General features: G+C 49.9%; 16 protein-coding genes and 1 riboswitch. Of the genes, 9 read left to right on the top strand and 7 right to left on the bottom strand.

Annotation, left to right across the window (positions count from 1 at the left end):
• Positions 1–121 precede the first annotated feature (121 nt).
• Both cdd and metG read right to left on the bottom strand, forming a co-directional pair.
• Positions 122–1,015: a cytidine deaminase gene (cdd, locus tag A7K98_RS13450; protein WP_087489026.1), complete on the bottom strand. Its 894-nt coding sequence runs from the start codon at positions 1,013–1,015 to the stop codon at positions 122–124.
• Positions 1,016–1,226: 211 nt separating this feature from the next.
• Positions 1,227–3,293, bottom strand: a complete 2,067-nt coding sequence (metG, locus tag A7K98_RS13445) for a methionine--tRNA ligase (RefSeq protein WP_087489025.1) — start codon at positions 3,291–3,293, stop codon at positions 1,227–1,229.
• 187 nt (positions 3,294–3,480) lie between these two features.
• On the opposite strand from metG, the gene apbC reads away from it, so the two are divergent.
• Complete coding sequence (apbC, locus tag A7K98_RS13440) at positions 3,481–4,593, top strand: iron-sulfur cluster carrier protein ApbC (protein WP_087489024.1); 1,113 nt, start codon at positions 3,481–3,483, stop codon at positions 4,591–4,593.
• Here apbC and A7K98_RS13435 read toward each other — a convergent pair.
• Complete coding sequence (locus A7K98_RS13435) at positions 4,574–5,068, bottom strand: GNAT family N-acetyltransferase (protein WP_087489023.1); 495 nt, start codon at positions 5,066–5,068, stop codon at positions 4,574–4,576. The two genes, apbC and A7K98_RS13435, sit on opposite strands and share 20 nt — an antisense overlap.
• Positions 5,069–5,229: 161 nt before the next feature.
• On the opposite strand from A7K98_RS13435, the gene ahpC reads away from it, so the two are divergent.
• The 5 genes from ahpC to A7K98_RS13410 all read left to right on the top strand — a co-directional run bounded on the left by ahpC (position 5,230) and on the right by A7K98_RS13410 (position 11,163).
• Positions 5,230–5,793, top strand: a complete 564-nt coding sequence (ahpC, locus tag A7K98_RS13430; RefSeq protein WP_038021575.1) for an alkyl hydroperoxide reductase subunit C — start codon at positions 5,230–5,232, stop codon at positions 5,791–5,793.
• Between the two features lie 69 nt (positions 5,794–5,862).
• Positions 5,863–7,434: an alkyl hydroperoxide reductase subunit F gene (gene ahpF / locus A7K98_RS13425; protein ID WP_087489022.1), complete on the top strand. Its 1,572-nt coding sequence runs from the start codon at positions 5,863–5,865 to the stop codon at positions 7,432–7,434.
• A gap of 377 nt (positions 7,435–7,811) precedes the next feature.
• A complete protein-coding gene (locus A7K98_RS13420) occupies positions 7,812–8,876 on the top strand; it encodes a hypothetical protein (protein WP_157665968.1) in 1,065 nt (354 codons plus the stop codon).
• Positions 8,876–10,018 carry a BamA/TamA family outer membrane protein gene (locus A7K98_RS13415; RefSeq protein ID WP_087489020.1) on the top strand — a complete coding sequence of 381 codons (1,143 nt, stop codon included), beginning with the start codon at positions 8,876–8,878 and terminating at the stop codon, positions 10,016–10,018. The genes A7K98_RS13420 and A7K98_RS13415 overlap by 1 nt, the downstream gene beginning before the upstream one ends.
• Positions 10,015–11,163: a DUF4056 domain-containing protein gene (locus A7K98_RS13410; RefSeq protein ID WP_087489019.1), complete on the top strand. Its 1,149-nt coding sequence runs from the start codon at positions 10,015–10,017 to the stop codon at positions 11,161–11,163. Before A7K98_RS13415 ends, A7K98_RS13410 begins: the two co-directional genes overlap by 4 nt.
• 162 nt (positions 11,164–11,325) lie before the next feature.
• Here the strand turns inward: A7K98_RS13410 and dbpA are convergent, their stop codons facing one another.
• Together dbpA and A7K98_RS21395 are read right to left on the bottom strand one after the other, a co-directional pair.
• Positions 11,326–12,705, bottom strand: coding sequence for an ATP-dependent RNA helicase DbpA (gene dbpA, locus A7K98_RS13405; protein WP_087490510.1), 1,380 nt, complete (start codon positions 12,703–12,705; stop codon positions 11,326–11,328).
• A gap of 509 nt (positions 12,706–13,214) precedes the next feature.
• A complete protein-coding gene (locus tag A7K98_RS21395) occupies positions 13,215–13,427 on the bottom strand; it encodes a hypothetical protein (protein WP_157665966.1) in 213 nt (70 codons plus the stop codon).
• Positions 13,428–13,714: 287 nt separating this feature from the next.
• Here A7K98_RS21395 and A7K98_RS13400 point away from each other — a divergent pair, with 287 nt between their 5' ends.
• The 3 genes from A7K98_RS13400 (at position 13,715) to thiD (ending at position 17,939) form a co-directional block, all read left to right on the top strand.
• Complete coding sequence (locus tag A7K98_RS13400) at positions 13,715–15,847, top strand: TonB-dependent siderophore receptor (protein WP_087489018.1); 2,133 nt, start codon at positions 13,715–13,717, stop codon at positions 15,845–15,847.
• A 360-nt stretch (positions 15,848–16,207) separates the two neighbouring features.
• Positions 16,208–16,298: riboswitch (TPP riboswitch) on the top strand.
• A 38-nt stretch (positions 16,299–16,336) separates the two neighbouring features.
• Positions 16,337–17,152 carry a hydroxyethylthiazole kinase gene (gene thiM, locus A7K98_RS13395; RefSeq protein ID WP_087489017.1) on the top strand — a complete coding sequence of 272 codons (816 nt, stop codon included), beginning with the start codon at positions 16,337–16,339 and terminating at the stop codon, positions 17,150–17,152.
• Positions 17,139–17,939, top strand: coding sequence for a bifunctional hydroxymethylpyrimidine kinase/phosphomethylpyrimidine kinase (gene thiD / locus A7K98_RS13390; protein WP_087489016.1), 801 nt, complete (start codon positions 17,139–17,141; stop codon positions 17,937–17,939). The genes thiM and thiD overlap by 14 nt, the downstream gene beginning before the upstream one ends.
• A gap of 4 nt (positions 17,940–17,943) precedes the next feature.
• On the opposite strand, the gene yegS is transcribed toward thiD, so the two are convergent.
• Positions 17,944–18,861, bottom strand: a complete 918-nt coding sequence (yegS, locus tag A7K98_RS13385) for a lipid kinase YegS (protein WP_087489015.1) — start codon at positions 18,859–18,861, stop codon at positions 17,944–17,946.
• A gap of 223 nt (positions 18,862–19,084) precedes the next feature.
• Positions 19,085–20,461: a prephenate-dependent tRNA uridine(34) hydroxylase TrhP gene (trhP, locus tag A7K98_RS13380; protein WP_087490509.1), complete on the bottom strand. Its 1,377-nt coding sequence runs from the start codon at positions 20,459–20,461 to the stop codon at positions 19,085–19,087.
• Between the last annotated feature and the right edge of the window lie 136 nt (positions 20,462–20,597).

The raw sequence follows: 20,597 nt of genomic DNA, 5'->3' as shown, positions 1-20,597 counted from the left end.
GGTGACCGCACAGGTACACCGAAGATGTCAGTGTCAGACAAAAATATAGCGTTAAGCGCCGAATGATAAGTAGAAAAGATCAATAAATTGTTAATGATGCCGCAAAATTGTACAGCAATGCTCAGAACTCTGGCTCCAGGGTGACAACCTGTAGCTGATGACAACCCAATGCCTCCAGCGTGGCACGGGTCGCACTGTGCTGGCTAAGTTTTGCTGCGGATGTTTCGGCCAGTACGGCCTGACGAATTGACTGGCAGTCGCCTCCTCGCAGATTCATTAAAATCAATGCAGATTGCAGCGGTGGTAACGACGGGTTATAGGCGGCATTTTCGGCATAACGTCCCGCGTACACCGTACCATCATCACTTAACAGAGCAACGCCACTGTAAGCGCCGGAATAGGGTGCGTAGCTGGCGGCCGCTGCCTGAATTGCAGCATTGGTCAGTGGCTCATCATGGCTGACAAAAGATTGAGTGTGTTCATCCATCAGCACCTGACTAATTTGCAAATCGGCCGGGCCGAAAGCTTCCGGCAGATATTCGGCCAGAGTTCGTGGTGGCTGGCCGGGCAGGCAGACCTGCAGTAACCCGCCACTGTTCAGTTCATTCATAAATTGCCGGCAATGTCCGCACGGAGTGTAATTGACGGTAATTGCCGCCAGTTTTTTCTCGCCGGACAGCCATGCATGAGTTACCGCACTTTGTTCTGCATGAACGGTTTGTTGTAAAGGGGCACCGGTAAACTCCATATTGGCACCGAAGTACCAGTGGCCACTTGTTCCACGGGCGATGGCTCCGACATTAAAGTTGGATAACGGCGTCAGAGCACAGCTGGCGGCCAGAGGCAGCAGTGCCAGGGCCAGTGCGTTTTCATCTAAACCCGTTCGGGTCACCAGCCGGGAGATAGTTTGCGGATCAAGGATGGCCTTAAATTGTGGACTGTCGATCAGCGGCAATAATTCCTGCCGGATGGTGGCATCAAGATTCGCAAAAGCGGAGCTGTAACGTGGGTGCATACCATGCCTCATTGAGGGAACCAAAGGTCGGTAGTTTTTTATATGTGATCTCTGTCAAATGTACAATGTAACCGCCAGTTTTGATTGCAACTATGCGGGACCTGTCGCAAAGTTGTCCGCAGGACAGCCTGGCGTGTGGTGACAGAAAAAACACGGAGGAAAAAAAAGCCGGCAGAGACCGGCTTTTAATTAACAGACCAGGAGACTTCGGTTAGCGTACCGGCATTCCGGGCTGAGCGCCGCTGTCTGCAGAGAGGATAAACAGGTCTTTGCCGCCATTACCGGCTGACAGCACCATCCCTTCGGAAACACCAAAGCGCATTTTACGCGGTGCCAGATTTGCCACGATAATGGTCAGGCGACCCACCAATACTGACGGGTCTGGATAGGCTGCACGGATCCCTGAGAAAATCTGCCGTTTCTCACCACCTACGTCCAGCATCAGACGCAACAGTTTATCGGAGCCGTCAACCAGTTCAGCCTGCTCAATCAGCGCGACGCGCATATCGACTTTGGCAAAATCATCAATGCTGATAACGCCTTCTTCCTGAACTTCGGCCTTTTTAGCTGGCTTTTCGGCCGCGGCAGATGCTTTTTTCTCTGCTTTAGCAGGGGCAGGAGTCTGTGCGGCGTCTTCTTTAGAAGCATCCACCAGTGCCGCGACTTTCGTCATCTCGATGCGCTGGTAGAGTGCTTTAAACGGCGCAACAGTATGACCGAGCAGTGGCTGTGCCACGCTGTCCCAGGTCAGTTCACTGTTCAGGAAGGCTTCGGTACGCTGAGCCAGCTCCGGTAATACCGGTTTCAGCCAGGTCATCAGAATCCGGAACAGGTGAATACCCATTGAGCAGATGGCCTGCAGGTCAGCATCACGACCTTCCTGTTTAGCAACGACCCACGGAGCCTGCTCATCGACATAACGGTTTGCCAGGTCTGCCAGTGCCATAATTTCACGGATAGCACGGCTGAATTCACGGCTTGCCCAGGCATCGCCAATTTTTTCACTGGCATCGACAAAGGTCTGATACAGCGCAGGGTCAGCCAGATGATCGGACAGTTTTCCGTCAAAGCGTTTGGTAATAAAACCGGCATTACGTGATGCCAGATTAACGACTTTATTGACGATATCTGCGTTAACCCGTTGGACAAAATCTTCCAGATTGAGATCAATATCATCAATACGTGAAGAGAGTTTAGCAGCGTAGTAGTAACGCAGGCTGTCTGCATCCAGGTGCTGTAACCAGGTACTGGCTTTAATAAACGTGCCCCGGGATTTCGACATTTTCGCGCCGTTTACCGTCACGTAGCCATGGACAAACAGATTGTCTGGTTTACGGTACTGGCTGCCTTCCAGCATTGCCGGCCAGAACAGGCTATGGAAATAGACAATGTCTTTACCGATAAAATGATACAGCTCAGTAGTAGAGTCTTTTTTCCAGTATTCATCAAAATCGATATCGCCACGTTTATCGCACAGGTTCTTAAACGAGCCCATATACCCGATAGGCGCATCCAGCCAGACATAAAAGTATTTGCCCGGAGCATCAGGAATTTCGAAGCCAAAATAGGGTGCATCGCGGGAAATATCCCACTGTTGCAGACCGGAATCGAACCATTCCTGCATCTTATTAGCCACCTGCTCCTGCAGAGCCCCTGAACGGGTCCATGTCTGCAGCATGGCGGAGAATGATGGCAGATCAAAGAAGAAGTGCTCTGAATCGCGCATCACCGGAGTTGCACCGGAAACGACTGACTTAGGCTCAATCAGCTCCGTCGGGCTGTAAGTTGCTCCGCAGACTTCGCAGTTATCGCCGTACTGGTCAGGTGATTTACACTTCGGACAGGTCCCTTTGACAAAACGGTCCGGCAAAAACATGCCTTTTTCCGGGTCATAGAGCTGAGAAATGGTACGGTTCTTAATAAAACCGTTTTGTTTCAGACGGCCATAAATTTGTTCAGACAGAACGCGGTTTTCGTCACTGTGAGTAGAGTGATAATTATCATAACTGATATTAAACCCTGCAAAATCGGTCTGATGTTCCTGGCTCATCTCACCAATCATTTGCTCCGGAGTCACTCCGAGTTGCTGTGCTTTCAGCATGATAGGTGTACCGTGAGCGTCATCAGCACAAATAAACCACACGGTATTGCCACGCATTCGCTGGTAACGTACCCAGATATCTGCCTGGATGTGTTCCAGCATATGTCCGAGATGGATTGACCCATTGGCGTACGGCAGAGCGCACGTTACCATTATTTTTTTAGCGACCTGATTCATAGTTTGCGTAGCTTTCTGTTGGTTTGGAAATGAGTTCTGAATGGTAACCGAAGGCACCCTTAACGTAAACAAGCGCTGGCGGATAATGGCAGGATCGCAGGTCAGCGGGGCAATCTGTTACAATAGCCGCTGAACAGCGGTTTTTTGTGCGTTGTGGTTTCAACGTAATCTGTCAGAAGGAGAAGGGATGATGTCAGATTCCCGTCAGCAATATTCACCGGAAGCTCTGTTTCAGCAGGTGAGCGCCGTCTTACAACGCTTTGCACATCCGACCCTGCAACAGGATCTGATCCGGCTGAACGCATTACATCATGTGGCGCTGCTGGACAACGTATTGCATGTCGAACTGGTAATGCCGTTTGCCTGGCAGTCCGGTTTTGAGGCTCTGCAACAGGCCACCAACAGCGAATTGCAACAACTGTCCGGAGCCTCGCACGTCGGGTGGCGTCTGACTCATGATATAGCAACTCTGAAACGGGTGAAGAATCTGCCGTCAGGTCACGGCGTTAAAAATATTATTGCGGTCAGCTCGGGTAAAGGCGGGGTAGGTAAGTCTTCAACCGCCATCAATCTGGCACTGGCATTGATAGCCGAAGGTGCGCGGGTTGGATTACTGGATGCCGATATTTATGGGCCATCAATCCCGCTCATGATTGGTACGGAAAATGAGCGCCCTTCCTCTCCGGATGGCAAACATATGGCTCCTGTCATGGCTCACGGGCTGGCAACTAACTCCATAGGTTATCTGGTGACCGAAGATAATGCGATGGTGTGGCGCGGCCCGATGGCCAGCAAAGCATTACTGCAACTTCTTAACGAAACCCTGTGGCCGGAACTTGATTATCTGATTATTGATATGCCACCAGGCACAGGTGATATCCAGCTGACGCTGGCACAAAATATTCCGGTAACCGCGGCAATGGTGGTGACCACTCCTCAGGATGTTGCACTGCTGGATGCCCGCAAAGGTATCGTCATGTTTAATAAAGTCGATGTACCGGTGCTGGGGGTGGTGGAAAATATGAGTGTGCATATCTGTAGCCAGTGCGGTTTTCACGAGGCGATTTTCGGTACCGGGGGGGCAGAAAAACTCACCGAAGATTATGGTATCGAATTACTGGGGCAGATTCCGTTGCATATTTCGCTCCGTGAAGATCTGGATGCCGGAGAACCCACCGTTATCCGCCAACCGGAGAGTGAATTCACTCAACTCTATCGTCAGATGGCCTCTGCTGTGGCGGCAAAACTCTACTGGCAGGGTGAGATTATTCCCCCCGATATCAGCTTCCGCGCTTTGTAATTACGCCAGCTGCGTCATTGCTGTCTGAATGGTGATGACGCAGATAATGCATCAGAATATAGGGACCCTCTTCGCCCTCTCCGCGGGCAATATCCTGCCAGCCATGCTGCAGATAAAAATGGTGGGCGGTACGATTTTCCAGCATACATTTCAGACTGCCGGTAGCAGTAAATTGCTGTTGAATCTGTTGTAACAAAGCGGATCCAACGCCAGTTCCCTGATGTTGTGGACTGACAAACAGGCTGTGCAGGAAATTATTCACCGGCGACCAGGCAGCAAAACCAGCGCGTTGCTGTTCTGCCATGGCTACCCATACCTGCTCACCAAGAATTAGCGGGTCAAAATCTTCCAGCTTCCAGCCATCACCAGCCAGCCAGTGCCAGTTATTACGGCGACTGGACAGATACAATGTTCTGAGAAACGGCCGATCGGCTTCACAGTACGGCCGTATGATAAGACTCGCAGACTTTTTCATGGGCAAACTCTATACCGGAGAACAGGTTAAGCGAAACAGTTCAGCACATTACTACAGCATCGTTTAATAGATTTTAGTTATTAAATTGATAACGACAGAGTATTGGTTGTCGCGGATTGGACGGGTTACTTTAGAACTCTACTTTTTACGGAGGGCAACGAATGTCTATTATCAATACTAAAATCAAACCGTTTAAAAACAATGCGTTTAAAGATGGTCAGTTCGTCGAACTGACAGAGAAAGACACCGAAGGTAAATGGAGCGTTTTCTTCTTCTACCCGGCTGATTTTACTTTTGTCTGCCCGACTGAATTAGGTGATGTTGCTGACCACTACGATGAATTCCAGAAACTGGGTGTTGATATTTACTCTGTTTCTACAGATACCCATTTCACACACAAAGCATGGCATGGCAGTTCAGAAACCATCGCTAAAATCCGTTATGCAATGATCGGCGACCCGACTGGTGCACTGACCCGTAATTTCGAAATCATGCGTGAAGATCAGGGTCTGGCTGACCGTGGTACCTTTATCGTTGACCCGGAAGGCGTTATCCAGGCTATCGAAATTACCGCTGAAGGTATCGGCCGTGATGCATCTGACCTGCTGCGTAAAGTGAAAGCGGCTCAGTATGTGGCGACTCACCCTGGTGAAGTTTGCCCTGCAAAATGGAAAGAAGGTGAAGCGACTCTGTCTCCTTCACTGGACCTGGTGGGTAAAATCTAACCTTCCTGCCAGCCACTGTTCTGTTTTATACGGGTGCTACGGCACCCGTTTTTCTGCCAGGAGATCACTATGCTCGATACCACATTAAAAAACCAACTCAGTATTTATCTTGAAAAACTGACCCGTCCGGTAGAGTTAATCGCGACTCTGGATGACAGTAAAGCTTCCGGTGAAGTGCGGGAATTACTGAATGAAATTACCGGACTGTCCGACAAGTTAACTCTGACGCTGGATGACAGCCTGGCAGTTCGTAAACCTTCATTTATGATTACTCAGCCAGGCCAGAACCATGGTCCGCGTTTTGCCGGATCACCCCTGGGACATGAGTTTACTTCTCTGGTGCTGGCATTGCTGCAGACTGGCGGTCATCCGTCAAAAGAGAGTCAGGAATTGTTATCTCAGGTTGCCGGACTGGACGGTGAACTGAACTTTGAAACTTATTATTCTCTGTCCTGCCACAACTGCCCGGATGTAGTGCAGGCACTGAACCTGATGGCGATTCTTAACCCTCAGGTAACCCATACTGCCATTGATGGTGGCGTATTTCAGAATGAAATCGAACAACGCGAAATCATGGGCGTTCCTGCGGTGTTCCTGAACGGTGAAAGTTTTGCTCAGGGGCGTCTGACACTGAGTGAAATCGTCACTAAAGTGGATACCGGTGCCGGTAAAAAAGCGGCTGAAGCACTTAACCAGCGTGAGCCTTATGATGTGTTGATTGTCGGCAGTGGCCCTGCCGGTGTTGCGGCGGCTATTTATGCAGCCCGCAAAGGCATTCGCACCGGATTAATGGGTGAACGTTTTGGTGGACAGGTTCTGGATACTGTTGATATCGAAAACTATATTTCGGTACCAAAGACCGAAGGCATCAAACTGGCCGGCGCATTACGCCAGCACGTTTCTGACTATCAGATTGATGTTATCGAGGCCCAGACTGCCAGCCAGTTATTACCTGCTCTGGTCCCTGGTGGATTGCATTCAGTGGCCACTGAATCCGGCGCGACCCTCAAAGCACGCTCGGTCATCCTGGCGACCGGTGCCCGCTGGCGCAATATGAATGTGCCGGGAGAAGAACAATACCGTACCCGTGGTGTGACTTACTGCCCACACTGTGACGGTCCGTTGTTCAAAGGAAAACGTGTGGCAGTGATTGGCGGAGGAAATTCCGGAGCCGAAGCTGCGATTGATTTGGCCGGTATTACCGAACATGTCACATTGCTCGAATTCGCCGGTGAACTGAAAGCCGATAAGGTACTGCAGGATAAACTGCACAGCCTGAAAAATGTTGATGTCATCGTCAATGCTCTGACGCAGGAAGTGACCGGTGATGGTAAACAAGTGACAGGGCTGCGTTATCAGGACCGTCAGACCAGTGAACAGCATGATCTTGCCGTTTCAGGGATCTTCGTACAGATTGGCTTATTGCCTAACACTCAATGGCTGAGTGAGAGCATCACTCTGAATCGCTTCGGTGAAATCGAAGTTGACAGTAAGTGTGAAACCAATCAGAAGGGGATTTTTGCTGCCGGTGACTGTACCACCGTGCCATATAAGCAAATTATTGTTGCCAGCGGTGAAGGAGCTAAAGCTTCACTGAGTGCTTTTGATTACCTGATCAGAACCACGCCTGCTGAAGAATAATCCACGCCCAGCCACAGGTGATTTCGCATAACATCACCTGTGGCTTTTATTTATCAGATTCGTTTGCCTCCCGTTACCGCAAAACTTCATTCCTGCTGATTCTTCCCCGTTTTTAGTCACTGTTGAATAAACTCCTGCCAGGCCTCTGTCAGCCGTGTTACGGAATAAGCGAGCTTCCTGGTTGATATAAAGTGATAAATGATTATTCACATAGCAGAATATAATTATTAAATAATATTTTTGTTCAGATTAATGATCTTATATTTATTTTTTGTTAGCACGTTATGCTGATAATTCCACTATATCGTCCTGCATAATCCCACTCCTTTTGTAAGGGTAAATTTCCCTTATTTCCGGCAATGGCAGAACGTAAAACAATGAAATTCAGATATCAGGCACTCAGTCTGTTAGTTCTTCAGAGCATGTTTTGTAACGCTTACGGCACCACACCTCAGGATATTTCATCTCTGTACCAGCTACCGAAGACGACTGACTCTCAGGCTGCTGTCACCGGTTATTCGACAGCGAAGAGCGCAATACCGGTAAAGCATTATGATCGTTGGTTCCCGCTGCTTGGCGATAAAGCCATTCAGAAAGGTTATGACTTGCCAGAACCTTTCGGTATTGGAATTAACTACATGAATATCAGGCAGAATATTGATGTCAGTTCGATCAATTTCACCGGGCTCGGTTTGGGAAATGTCGCGCTACCTTCTACGATGTTCAAAATTGATGCCAGCAAAACGCGGCAGTACAGTAAAACCCGTACCCTGAGGCTGGATGCCTGGGTGCTGCCGTTCTGGAATATCTATGGAATTGTGGGCAAGACCCGCGGTCATTCGGTTTCAGCGATAGGGGTCGATTCTGATCCGGCTGATTTTAAAGACAATATTCTGGAAAAGCTGATTTCCAATATCGTCCACAGCATGCACAACGCCGGTCAGTTCGATAACCTCAATTTTGAGCTGAAATTTAAGGGCACAACTTACGGTGTGGGGACAGTGCTGGCAGGTGGCGTAGGAAACTGGTACGGACTGGTAGATTTTAACTATACCCAGACCCATTTCGATATTCTCGATGGCAGCATTAATGCAGTTACAGTCTCACCACGAATCGGTTACCGGTTTGATACCCCGGGAATTCGGGCGATTGGTCTGTCACCGGGAAAACTGAATGTCTGGGCAGGAACCATGTATCAGAATGTTCAGCAGGAATTTAAGGGAAGCCTGAATGATCTGACGATGCCGGCGTCGTTAAAGCAGCTGATGGCGATGGCTAATCAAAATGGCGGCGGACGTTTCGACGTAAAACAGCATCTGCAATCGCCGTGGAATATCCTGATTGGTGCTCAGTACAATATCACCCGCCATTTTAACATCTCAACCGAAGTGGGTTTCGCGCAACGTAACAGTATCTTTGTTTCCGGAGAATATCGTTTCTGATGCATTGCCGGGCACTGAAAGGATGGGTGTTGGGCGGAGCATTGTGGTCTTCGTTTGCCACTGCGCAGTATCTGCCGTCCCGTGAGCAGATTGACCACTGGCTGGCACCGTTAGGAGCCAGCCAGACGTTTGATCCCGGGCACGGTATTGACTGGGGAATCATGCCCGGCCCATTTTATACCCCTGAACTGGGTGTCGGGTTGGGTATGGTGGTCGCCGGCCTTTATCGTCCGGATGCGGATGATCATATCAGCCAGAACTCATCGGTCACGCTTAGTGGCTATGCCAGTAGTACCGGAGCTGCCGGTCTGCATCTGAACAATTACAGTTTCTACGACAACGATCGATGGCGGTTATTCACAGAAGCGACGCTGAACTATACCCCAACGTGGTACTGGGGAAAGGGCTTTGCTGCCGGTAGCCATAATGGTAACCGGGTGAAGTACATTTCTCAGGAAATCAGTTTAATACCTCAGCTTTTGCGCCGGATTGCTCCTGACACTTATCTGGGCGCTGGCTGGTCGCTGAATAATATGCAGGCTGGTGGCATTCACAATACCTTTAAACCCGGGCCGGAACAGCAGGCTGACGGGCGGGGCGTAATGAGTAGCGGACCGTTGCTCAGCCTGAGTTATGACAGTCGTGATTTTGTGCCTAATCCACATCGAGGGATTGACGCCAGCCTGCAATATATCAGTTACCGGCGACAGACCGGCAGTGATACGCGGTTTGATGCCTGGACTACTCATTTCAGTGCATACCGTTCGCTGGATGATAAACGAGTGGTTGCCTTTGAAATTAACGGCGCATTTACCGGGGGGCAGGTCCCCTGGAATATGCTGCCGCTGCTGGGAGACAGTAACCATTTTCGGGGATATTACCCGGGCCGTTACCGGGACCGGGATGTGTTAACCACGCAACTGGAATACCGTCAGGCATTGAGCTGGAGACACGGAATTGTTGGCTGGATAGGCAGCGGCACCATGGCTCCGGGTTTTTCAACATTGCTGGCTGAACGCTGGTTACCCACGGTTGGGGCAGGGTACCGGTTTGAATTTAAACCCGGGATGAATATCCGGCTGGACTACGGTGTCGGCAAGGGAAGTAGTGCATTTTATTTTCAGGCAGGAGAAGCATTTTGAAGACAAGGATGAGTGTCATATTAGTGACGCTGTTATTCTGCATTCCACCAACGGAAGCAAGACTACCAATCAGCATCGATTTTGCTCACATCCCACAGCAGCAGGCCGGTGAAGCCTGGCCTGTAGTTAAGCAGTTATCAGCTCCGGAAGGGCTGCGCCCTTGTTGTGCATTTGGCTATCAACTGAAAACCCGTTTGTCGGGAATACCTGTACCTTTTTACCGGATTAATAATGTGATTGATGCCGGAAGTACCGGTCAGCACAGTTTTAATGATAGTCACTGGAATGCACTGCTGGCACTGACCGGACTTAACCAGGAGCACAATGGCATAATTTATACCAGGCGTGGCGGGTTTATCGATACTGCCCATATCCGGGACAGTGCAGATATGACGTTCTGGATATTCAGCCAGCTTTACCCAAAGCTGGGAAAAGCCTTCAGCATTTTGCCCGGTGAAGATGAACTGGCAAAACGTGTCGTGGTATTCAACGCTTTTCGGCCGCCAGACGATCCCGCTACTGCTTATACGCTGGCTGTCTGGATAGCAGCAAGAGTGGCATTTCAGATAGCAGCCTGGCACGAAATCGCGCAGTGGTATGGATTTGAATCGGTTCCCGGATTTTCTGAGGGAATTTCTGCATTTTCCCCTGAAGATCTCTATTCGAATATGGTCGGGGTTCGCCTGGCCGCAACTCTTTTGTTGACCGGGCATGGTTACAGTAAACGTGGTTTTAACACGGCAATGACTACCGTGTTACCGGAAGCACTGTTGCAGCTTGGCGCCGAATCTCCTGAAGGAACTCGTTTTCATTTCGATATGCTCGACGGTGTATGGTGGAACAGCCACAGAGCAGTGCCTGAAAAATTTTTAGTGCTTAAGCGTAATTATCTGACTGGTGAAGATCGTGTCCCGACCCCGGTTCCGGGTGAGCCTGAGGCCAGTTTGCCTCTTACTCTGCCAGTGGTTTGTGCGGGAGAATCGATAGCTGCGCTGGGAGAATTACGTCTGTTTACCGGTCAATCCAGGCAGCAGTTGCCGGCAACACAAAGTTACTATCACTGGCCTGACTTTCAGAATCTGGCTAATGAGGCGCAGCGCAGTGACCAACTGAAGCTACTGCAACTGAAGGCCGAAGCGCATTGAAAGCGGAAGCATGAAAAGCCCGGGCTACGGGTGATAAGCCACAGGGCACTGTATCATGCGATGCTGCATTTAAGCATGATGGTGGCAGGCTGCTGGCATAGCAGATGAGGGTAACCACAGTATTGCCGGGATGGCCCGTTAAACGAGTCATCCCGGTAACGGCTACTTAAGTACTCTGATTTTGCAGTTTTTCCCTTTGACCTTCACCTGCTGTAGCTGGCGAAAGGTTTTGGTGACCGCAGACTTACGAATAGCGACATAGGCATGCATCGGAAACATATCTATTTTACCAATAATATCGGCAGCCAGACCCGCTTCCCCGGTCAGAGCACCGACTACATCGCCTGGCCGGATTTTCGCTTTCCGCCCGCCATCAATACACAAAGTTACCATTATCGCTTCCATCGGGGCGGTGGAGGTGGCGGATAAACTGCTGGCCTGCAACCATTGAGGCTTCAGGCTAATATAATCTTCAAGCGCGTTCGCCCGCTGAATTTCAGACGGGGCAACCAGGCTGACCGCCAGGCCCTTGTGACCGGCACGAGCGGTACGGCCAATACGGTGAACATGGACTTCCGGGTCAAAAGAGAGTTCGTAGTTAACCACCATAGCCAGTTCTTTAATATCCAGTCCACGAGCTGCCACATCAGTAGCAACCAGTACGCGGCAGCTCTGGTTAGCAAAACGAACCAGCACCTGATCCCGGTCACGTTGCTCCAGATCACCATGCAAAGCCAGTACGCTGATGCCGGAGTCGGTAAGTGCATCATATACTTCCTGACAGTCGCGTTTGGTATTACAGAACACGACACAAGAGGCTGGCTGGTGGTGGCTTAGCAGCGTCTGTAGCAGTGGTAGTTTTTCACCGCGGGTAGCTTCATAAAACTGCTGTTCAATATCCGGTAATGCGGAGACTTCACCGGTGGTGATACTCACCGGTTGCTGTTGTACCCGCGCACTAATGCTCTCGATTCCCTGAGGGTAAGTGGCAGAAAACAGTAATGTCTGGCGTTGTACCGGCAGATAGCTGATGACATCGTCGATAGCTTCACTGAATCCCATATCCAGCATCCGGTCAGCTTCATCCAGAACCAGTACTTTCAGTTGTCCGGCATCCAGAGTTTTTCTGCCCAGATGTTCCTGAATACGGCCTGGTGTGCCTACGACAATATGAGGTGCATGAGCCAGTGATGCCAGTTGCTGCCCCATAGGCTGACCGCCGCACAGGGTGAGAATTTTCAGGTTTGGAATATAGCGTGCCAGTCGCCGTAGCTCTTTGGTCACCTGATCTGCCAGCTCACGGGTCGGGCACAATACCATTGCCTGGGGAATGAACTGTGAGACATCAATCTTTAGTAACAGCCCGATACCAAACGCTGCAGTTTTACCGCTGCCGGTTTTGGCCTGTGCACGAACATCACGGCCTTGCAAAATTTCCGGCAGGGCTGCGGCCTGTACTGGCGTCATGGTGGTATAACCAAGTTCAGCAAGGTTTTCTAGCTGCGCGGCAGGCAGCGACAGGGAAGCAAAAGGTTGGGTCACAGGGTTTACTCTCAGACGATTAACAGGGGCAGGCCAGCCAGTATGGCAGTGCAGCAACACTGGTGTTGCCGTAAGCCTGTATACAGATAGCGATATAATAACAGAGATAACACGAGGGCGGCAGAGCTAAAATCAGCCTGGTTACCAGAGGTTTGAGTTCAGGTGGAATCAATCGGTACTGTGAAGTTAAACCCGCAGTGATATAAACCCGTCTGTTTTTAATCTTAGTTTTTAAACAAACACGGTCTGAAGAACAGAAAATAACAGACCAGGTCTGGATTACCTGACAGTCACGGTGCCGGTGTAACAGATATCAACCTGTTGGTTTATTTACTAATTGTATTTTCCCCGGCTTTAAAAGTGATCAGGGTTTAGCCGGGCAAAGAATAATTATTTTACTGACTCCCTTTTATAGGTAAATGGAGGCTTTTACATTTACCGTTACTTTACTACTGAGTTAACAACCTGTAGTAAGAGCGGTTACTTATTAATTAATAACATGTTGATTATTATTTTTGTAATTTCAAACCACGGATGGCAGGAGATAACACATTGATTTTGGTGGGGGCATCCCCGGGGTTATGTCGGCCGTTTAGCGGGCGAGGCAGGATGCTTTTGGCCACTTTCTTCACAGGATTCATTACATTTTTCGGTAGTGAATAAACACCATTAAAAGTAGGTATTTTTGCCTTTATGATCTTTTTTTGAGCTTGTTTTTGCAAGGTGTGTTTTTCAGGTTGTTGATATTTTTGATTTAAAATTTAATTAGCTGTCTATAGATATTGTGGTGTTTCAGCGGCTTAAATGTAATGAATAAGATTTATTTTTTATTTACTACTACATTTTTTCATGTTGAAATGATTATTAATCTCATTTGCAACTGTGTCTTGTTACAAATTAATTATCATTCCTGTCTTCGGGCATTACTGTTCCATTTGAACCGGGTACGGGAATTCATCGCAATTAACCAAGCAACACAACCCGTGTTAAGAATCTGGGAAAGGCAGTAATGAATCAAAATAAAAACTTCAGACACCACAAGTTCCCGTTAAGTAAAATGTGGCTTGTCGTTTCTGGCGGAATATTAATTTCTTCAGTCAATAGCTATGCTGCTGACGACAGTAATACCCTGACGGTAACGGCACATACCGCAAAGCAACAAGCTGATACCGGATATTCCAGCCCGGAATCTTCGATTGCCAGCAAAACACCCACCTCAAAACTTGACGAAGCGCAGTCAATCAGTGTGGTGACCAATAAGCAGCTTGAAGATTACCAGGCCAGCAGCGTGGCTGACGCTATGCGCTTTGTCAGTGGCACCGCTCAGTCAAATACCCTGGGGGGAACCGAGGACGGGATTACCCGTCGTGGTTTTGGCTCCAACTCAGACGGTTCTATTTTCCGTGATGGCATCCGCAGCAGCCAGGGGCTGAATCTGGATGCTACTACTGATCATGTTGAGGTACTGAAAGGTTCCTCGTCCCTGTTATACGGAATTTTAAATCCGGGGGGATTGATCAATGTAGTCAGTAAAAAGCCACAGTACGACTGGCATACCATTGTTGGCGGGCATTATAACAGCACCGGTGGCGGGGCAGGCAGTATTGATGTTACCGGGCCTCTGGGCGCAGGTTTTGCATTCCGTCTGATTGCTGAAAAACAAGATCAAAGTTACTGGCGTAATTTCGGTACTGATAAACATAACTTAATCGCGCCGTCATTACAGTGGTATGGCGATAAAGCCAGCTTTTTTGTCAGTTATGAAAGCTTTGAATATGATATTCCTTACGATCGTGGAACTGCGTTTGTTAATGGCAAACCGATTAATATTGGTTATAAAACCCGTATTGATGATTATTCCAACCACGCATGGGGTCGTAATCAGACATTTAATACCCACTGGGATTATCAGTTTAACGATATCTGGTCTACCCGCGTCACCCTGGGAATGAACCAGCGTCAGTACAGCAGTAATACCGTGACGGCTACTGCCATTAATACTACCACCGGGGTGGTGAGCCGTCGTCCGGATGCCTTCCGTGGCTTTAACCACAAAACGAAATATGTTTCCTGGGATATCATTGGTACCCCGGAAATTCTGGGCATGACGCATAATATGGTGTTTGGTACCGATTATGAAATGGACCAGACCTATCGCGCTCGTGCTTTCAACGGTAAAGTAAATAAAGATTTTACCTTAAGCAATCCGGTGTATGGATTAGAGACCATTACCGACAGCACAACAGAAAAGACCGCTGGCAGGAATTTACTCAACCGTCTCCACAGCCGCTCAGTTTATCTTAAAGATAATGTCGATCTGACTTCCCACTGGACAGTGGTTGCCGGCGCCCGTTATCAACATTATGAGCAGCGTGAATCGACGGGCAGTGCATCGACTTTATCTTACAACGATATTGGTAACCGCTTCCTGCCGCAAACCGGACTGATCTATAAGCTGACACCGAGTGTTTCTTTCTATGGCAGTATGAGTAAGTCCTTTACGCCGTCAACCGACCCGGATGACTACGGAAATGTTGCCGCACCGGAACACGGCACCACGTATGAAGTGGGTAGCAAGTGGCAGATCAATCCGTCGTTGTTAGCCACCGTTGCTCTGTATCGCATTGATGAGCGTAATATTCCGCTGTCACTGAACGGTAATACCTACTCGGTGAATAAAGCCCGCTCCAGTGGGGTTGAGTTTGAGTTAAACGGTGAAATTTATCCGGGCTGGGATTTAAGTGCTAATTACAGCTACGACCAGGCCAAAATTGTTAATGACACAACTAATTCAGATAACGATGGCAATCGCCTGCAGAACGCGCCGCGGAATTCCGGTGGTGTCTATCTGAGCCATACTGTACAGGTTAATCCGTTGCCGGGCAGCTTCAGAATTGGTGGTGGCGCTCAGTATATGGGTACCCGGGCGGGCGACCCGGACAACAGCTTTACTCTGCCGGACTATATAGTGGCTGATGCGTTTATCGGTTGGGATAATCAGCTGATTGGTAAAAAGACCCACTTGCAGTTGAACGTGAATAACATTTTCAATAAACATTATTACACTTCCAGCGGCGGTAATTTACGTGTGCCGGAAGGCGAGCCACTTAATTTTGTTCTGAGTGCAAGTGTTGAGTTCTAAAACTCAGGTTTAACACCGTTAATCCGGGGCACGGTTCAGCGAAAAATCCGTTGTGATTATTTCTGATGAATCGTGCCCTGTTCAGTTTTTCCCTTGCCTTAACAGCGTTCTTAATCAACCTTCAGTGCCATGATGGTTAATCTGGCGTGATCAGTGAATATCTTCCCGCAGTTTGCCATTTATCCACCCGATTCCCCGAAAGCCCGGTGAACCAGTGGGATAAGCGGATTCCTTTACAGCGACTAAGTCTGAGTTTATCGGGAGGGCGGAGACGCGGGCCTTTTATGATTTACAAGACTTTCGGTTGGCATTACTATCCGCAATTAAGGTTAGTCCGCTGTGATAACCGCAAAATTTTAATCAAATGACTCGGGGTGCCATTTATGGCTGAGAAATACCCGTTGAACCTGAACCGGATAATGCCGGCGGAGGGAAGTCTGATGCCGGAACACCGGTATCTGTTTCCTGACGCCCGTCAGGAGCGTTGAAATGTCTGAAATCACCTCTGTTTATTCTGCCCGTCAGTCTGCTGCATCCTGGCAGCAATTTTCTCTGGCGCCGCCGTTAGTACATTGCATGACAAACCTGGTGGTACAGGCCCAGACCGCTAATATTTTACTGGCAGCCGGTGCGTCACCGGCAATGGTGATCGATCCGCAGGAAGTGCAGGTAATGGCCCGCCATGCAGGCGCATTACTGATCAACGTAGGTACATTAACGCAGGAACTTACCGAAGCGATGCAGCTGGCGGTGGACGCTGCCAGAGAGGCGGGAGTTCCCTGGACTCTGGATCCCGTTGCTGTAGGCGTACTGCCATTGCGTACCAGTTTTTGTCGTCGTTTGCTTGATGCTTCACCGGCGGTGATCCGCGGCAACGGTTCAGAAATACTGGCACTGGCCGGGGCAGGTTCCGGAGGACGAGGGGTCGACAGCCTGGAGGATTCATCCCGGGCCGTGGATGCCGCAGTCAGGCTGGCGACTGACTACCGGACCATTGTCGTGGTCTCCGGAGAGACCGATTATGTCACTGATGGTCGTCAGATTATCAGAGTGCAGGGCGGATCGCCGATAATGACAGCGGTTACCGGTACAGGATGTGGCCTATCGGCGCTGGTTGCTGCCTACAGTGCATTGCCGGGGGAAAGGATTAATCATGTAGCTGCGGCCTGTCAACTGATGTCGCTGGCCGGAGAACAGGCTGCCCGCCAGTCTGCCGGGCCCGGCAGTTTTGCCGTTGAGCTGATTGATGCTATCTGGCAATTACGCCACGGCCAGCACCAGGAGGTGACTGATGCTGCGCATTAATGCACTGACGATTGCCGGAACAGATCCCAGCGGTGGTGCCGGAATTCAGGCAGACCTGAAAACGTTTTCTGCGCTGGAAGCTTACGGAACCAGCGTAGTTACCGCGCTGGTGGCGCAAAATACCTGTGGTGTTAGATCGGTTTCCCGTGTGCCGACTGAGTTCGTCCGCGAACAGTTGTTGGCGGTGCTGGACGATGTCAGGATTGATACCCTGAAGCTGGGGATGCTGCATAACGCAGAAATCATTCGTATGCTGGTGGCCGAACTGTCGAATTCGGCAGTGCCATGGCGGGTGCTGGACACCGTGATGCTGGCTAAAAGCGGCGATCCATTGTTGGATCCACAGGCAGTAGCCCTGTTAAGGGATTCACTGTTGCCGGAAGTCTCGCTGATTACGCCAAATCTGCCGGAGGCCGCGGCACTACTGGGATGCCGCGAAGCTACCAGCGAAAAGGAAATGCTAAACCAGGCAAACCAGTTACTGAGTACCGGATGTCAGGCCGTATTGATTAAAGGCGGCCATCTGAGGGGGGAGGAAAGTCCGGACTGGCTGGTGAGTCAGGGGATTGAGCAGCGTTTTACCACCCCGCGTATTGATACCCGAAATACTCATGGCACCGGATGTTCTCTTTCGGCGGCATTGGCAGCTTTACGGCCACGCTATCCTGACTGGCCAGCGACTGTGTCAGCAGCTAAACAGTGGCTCTCCGGGGCAATTGCGGCAGCGGACAGTTTGCAGGTCGGGCAGGGCAACGGCCCGGTGCACCATTTTTATCGTTGGTGGTAATTAGTCAAATCTGCCCGGTGTGACCGCCGAGTAGCGGGCAGTGTTCAGGCAACCGACAGCTAATTGCCTTTGGTAACAGTTCGAACCGAAAATGGTGACCATGTAGCGGTTCTCCGTCCAGGTTAAAAGTCATGCTGTGTCGGGCTTTGATTTCCAGCTGGTGGCAACGGCTGGTGATCACTCCCGGATTACCCGGAGTGCCTGCCAGATTATGTAACAGGGACGGTAGCCACTGTTCGGCAGTGACAATACTAATATCAAGGAGCCCGTCATCAATCAAAGCAGTCGGACACAATTGCTGCCCGCCACCTGCCTGACGTGCGTTGCCAATACCAATCACCAGAGCATCGCCTTGCCAGTGAAACTCATCACTGATCAGTTCGCACTGATCAGGTTGCAGCGTATCCATCCGTAACAGACCATGGACGACGTAAGACAGACCTCCGAGGGCTGCTTTTAACTTGTCCGGTGTTTCGGTGGTTATACGGGGGCCAAATCCACCGGTTGCCATATTGATAAAATAACGTTGCTCATTCACTTTCACCAGGTCGACAGCCGACACGTCGCCCTGTAAAGCCAGCCGCAAAGCGGCTTGTGTGGATTCCGGAATTGCCGCGGAGCGGGCAAAATCGTTGGCGGTGCCAAGAGGCAATATTCCGAGCAGCGGACGAGCCTCCACGGCAAGTTTTGCCAGTGCAGTAACCAGCTCATTCACCGTTCCATCACCACCGGCAGCAATCACAGTATCGGCCTGAATTGAACAGGCTTCTTCCAGAAAACGACTAATATCACCCTGTTCCCAGGTAACACGGACATCAATCTGATGCCCTTCATCCCGCAGCTGATAAACAGCCTGGCGCAGGAATTCATCGGCAGCACTTTTGCCGTTGACTATGAGCATGGCTTTACTGCTGGATTTCATGCGTCTGTTCCTGAAAAGACATGCGAATTAACGGAATTTATACCATAAAACCGTGGGTTGCCGCAGCGGGGAAACTCAGATAAAAGAAAACCCGCCAGGGGGGCCAGGCGGGCGAATGAGGTGGATTCTGAGGTAATCAGAGAATCTTTATCCTTCGTTATAGTGTGATAATTGTAACCACTGTAATGACGGATAACTGTGATCAGATTCTAAATAGCGAAACTTATGCCTGCACGGCTGACGCGTGTGGAGCCTGGGTAGTCGCTCCAACCGGCAGGTTACGTAATAACAGGGCATATTCAAGGTTGATATCCTGAGGTACCCGCATCCAGACTTTATGTCCATCGCCCGGGGCAACGTCTGTTGGCTGATTTTTGCTGTTCAGCATTTCATCCAGCGTGAATGTCAGATTGCCTGCAGGGGTCATGATTTCCAGACTATCATTCAGCAAAAATTTATTTTTTACCGCGACTTCTACATAGTCTTCACGGCGTTGTCCGGTAAATTCTCCGACAAACTGTTGGCGGTCTGAGACCGAGTATCCTTGCTGATAATTCTGGTAGCTGTCATGGGTATGGCGGCGAAGAAATCCCTCGGTATAACCACGATGAGCCAGCCCCTCCAGGGTATCCAGCAACGATGGATCGAAAGGTTTACCGGCCGCAGCGTCATCAATCGCTTTACGATAAACCTGGGCTGTGCGGGCACAGTAATAGAATGATTTAGTGCGTCCTTCAATTTTGAGCGAATGAACTCCCATCTGGCTCAGCCGCTCCACATGGGCAACGGCGCGCAGATCTTTAGAGTTCATAATATAAGTGCCATGTTCGTCTTCGAAAGCACTCATCGGCTCTTCAGGCCGCATTTTCTCGGTGATCAGAAACACTTTGTCGGTGACCGGACCGCTGCCAAGAGTGGGCTCAACCTGCTGTACCGGAATGGGCTGGTATTTTTCCACAATATTGCCGACGTTATCTTCTTTTCCTTCCTGAACCTGATAATCCCAGCGGCAGGCATTGGTGCAGGTGCCCTGATTCGGATCGCGTTTATTCAGATACCCCGAAAGCAGGCAACGTCCGGAATAGGCCATGCATAATGCGCCATGAACGAAAACTTCCAGTTCCATCTCTGGCACCTGGTTGCGGATTTCTTCGATTTCTTCCAGAGAAAGTTCTCGGGACAAAATGACACGGCTCAGTCCCAACTGCTTCCAGAATCTCACGGTCGCCCAGTTGACGGCATTTGCCTGAACCGACAGGTGGATGTCCATTTCAGGAAAAGCCTCGCGAACCAGCATAATCAGCCCGGGATCAGACATGATCAATGCGTCAGGCTGCATATCTACCACTGGTTGCAGGTCACGGATAAAGGTTTTTAGTTTGGCATTATGCGGAGCAATATTCACCACCACATAGAAGCGTTTGCCCAGTGCGTGAGCCTCCTGAATTCCCTGGCGCAGATTCTCATGGCTGAATTCGTTATTGCGAACCCGCAGACTATAACGTGGCTGCCCGGCATAGACGGCGTCGGCCCCATAAGCAAAAGCATAGCGCATGTTTTTCAGGGTACCGGCAGGGGAAAGAAGTTCAGGCTTAAACATGGTCATTCTCGTTTCTGATATCAGGTCAGGACACCCGCACAGGGTGTTGTCAGAGCCGAAAAAATTCGACCCTACAAAATGAAGGGGAATTGTAGAGGGGCAGTGCAGGGATGTAAATCACTTCTGCTGCTAAAAC

Source organism: Tatumella citrea, from assembly GCF_002163585.1.
GTDB classification, from domain to species: Bacteria; Pseudomonadota; Gammaproteobacteria; order Enterobacterales; family Enterobacteriaceae; genus Tatumella; species Tatumella citrea.
Note: the sequence above shows the minus strand (reverse complement) of the source record. Positions and strands in the feature narration are given on the sequence as shown.